The following is a 2,049-nucleotide window of genomic DNA, read 5'->3' on the forward strand; positions in this document are numbered from 1 at the left end:
AACGAATCGGTTGGGCAGTGTCTTCGATCTGCAGGATATTGCCGACCGGGTCGTAAGCGTAGATGAGGTGCTGCAACAGCGGGCTGCCCGCACGAAGTTCCATTAAACGACCGTCCTGCGGATCGTAATGCGAGGTGCTGATGACGCCGTTGCCTGACGTTTCCTGCTCGACCTGACCGAAGGCGTTGTAACGGATATCGCGGACCAGCGTCTGCGGCTGTGTGGCGCCGTCCACTGTCACATCAACGCACTGCAAGTGCCCGGCCACCGTCTGTTTGAAAAACTGAGCATTACCCAGGGCATCGGTTTGCTGCAGCGTCTCGCCCAAGGCATTGAACACCCGTCGCGTGCCCAGTTTATTGCTTTCCAGCAGGGCCTCGCGATCGGCTTCGTCCAGCGGCCAGTCCGGCGTTTCGGCTGCCTGCAGAAACTGCCGGACTTCGGTCAGGGCCGAACCGAGCACCCCATAATCCGGCAGATGACGCGTGCCCGCCGGGTCGTCGTGGCGGATCAACTGGTTGCACTGGTTGTGCTCGAAACCATCTGGCGCGCCATAGCTAGACCGCTCGGTTACCCGTCCATTCTCAATGATTGCCAAAGGACGTAGCGCAGCATCATAGGCAACCTGGCGTTGAGTGCCCCGGCTGTCCCATCCTTGAACAGCCTGACCTGCTTCTCCCAATAACCCGAGCCGCCAACCGGCATCCACGCTTTCGGTCAGCAGCGCTTGATTGCTGAGGCTGTAGGTGGTGCGGAGGTTTTCAATAGAGAGGCGCGGATCACGCTGGCTGACCAGTCGACCTGCCGCATCACAGGTCTGAGAGGTCACACGCTTATCGACAGGTTCATCAGGCTCACTACGGTAAAACGCAACGTTGCGTATCGCCAAACCTCGCGGATCGATAACGATCAGCGTAGGTGTGAGGGTGTGCAGCGCCATGTTCATGCGCTCTTCTTCCTTGTTCTTGAGTTGCGTCGAACCTCAATGGCGGGTTGCGCGGGAATGACCGTAAACCTTGAGGTTTTGGCAGTCTGCTCGACGGCAGTGATAGTGAATCTGGATAGTTTCTTGACGGCGGTTTCTTCCGTTTTGATTGCCGCCAGTTCTTGAGGCTCGACATGGATGTAGATATCCCAATCGGAAGAGCCTGAAAGCCTGGTTTCAACGCGGGTTGCTACCATCTTTAACGTATTCAATATTCGCTGGGTGCTTTTTCCATTCTGGGTATCGTTCAGAAAAGCGTTCAGAAGCTCTGGGGAGCCGCTAGCATATTTGCGGGCCACTTCAATGACTCCCTGATTGATAACCAGACTGTGTTTTATCACCGAGGGCAGCGCGTTCGGGAAACCTTCGGCACTTGATACTCGCATGAATTGCTCGACAATGACTTGGTCCGCATGGACGACTGGCTCTGCTCGCACGTGTTTGAAAAGTTGTTTGAATGTCCATTTATGGAGTTGAAATTTATTTTCAAAATAGTCTTCAAATTTGTAATCTTTGTGGGAAAGTTTTGAGGATATCGTGTAGGTGTCTTCAAATTCATGGTAGTAGCTGTTCTTCAGGAAGTCGTACTGTACCTGCGATTGTTTTTGGGCGTTTTTTAGCCGGTCCTGAAGTTCTTCATCGATAAAGTATTTTTGATCATTATTAGTGAATACGGTGATGGAGCCATTGCTGTCGAACGACGCGATCGGATTGTTCCCGACAAAACAGAAAAGATTCAGGCCGTCCACATTGCCCGCCGGGTCTGGATTGATCCACCGCTGCAACCACGGTGCGTAATACCTGAATCCGTAGTAATACAGCCCGCTGGCATCGCGCTCCTTGCCTGAGTAACGCACCGTCTTGTATTTGGCCTCTACGGCCCTGCGCGCAGCCCACCATGAGGTGCCGCCGAACGGGTAATAACTTTCCTGGCTGATCAGGTTGCCTTGTTGGTCCAGCTCCAGCGTGCTTGAGCCCAGGTGATCCCTCAGGCTGTAGCGGATTTGATCGTTGGCGATGCCGCTCGGTTGGCCTGCCTGCCAATGCAGTACCCGACTGTTTTG

Annotated in this window: 1 protein-coding gene and 1 pseudogene; both read right to left on the reverse strand. The window is 54.2% G+C overall.

Annotation, left to right across the window (positions count from 1 at the left end):
* Positions 1–946 (reverse strand): annotated as a pseudogene (locus EGJ27_RS24650) (hypothetical protein); the annotation flags it as partial.
* The coding region (locus tag EGJ27_RS25230; RefSeq protein WP_306085334.1) for an RHS repeat-associated core domain-containing protein at positions 943–2,049 on the reverse strand (1,107 nt) is incomplete at its 5' end. The gene EGJ27_RS25230 and the pseudogene EGJ27_RS24650, both read right to left, overlap by 4 nt.

The sequence above is a fragment of the Pseudomonas sp. v388 genome (genome assembly GCF_003935425.1).
Taxonomy (GTDB): domain Bacteria; phylum Pseudomonadota; class Gammaproteobacteria; order Pseudomonadales; family Pseudomonadaceae; genus Aquipseudomonas.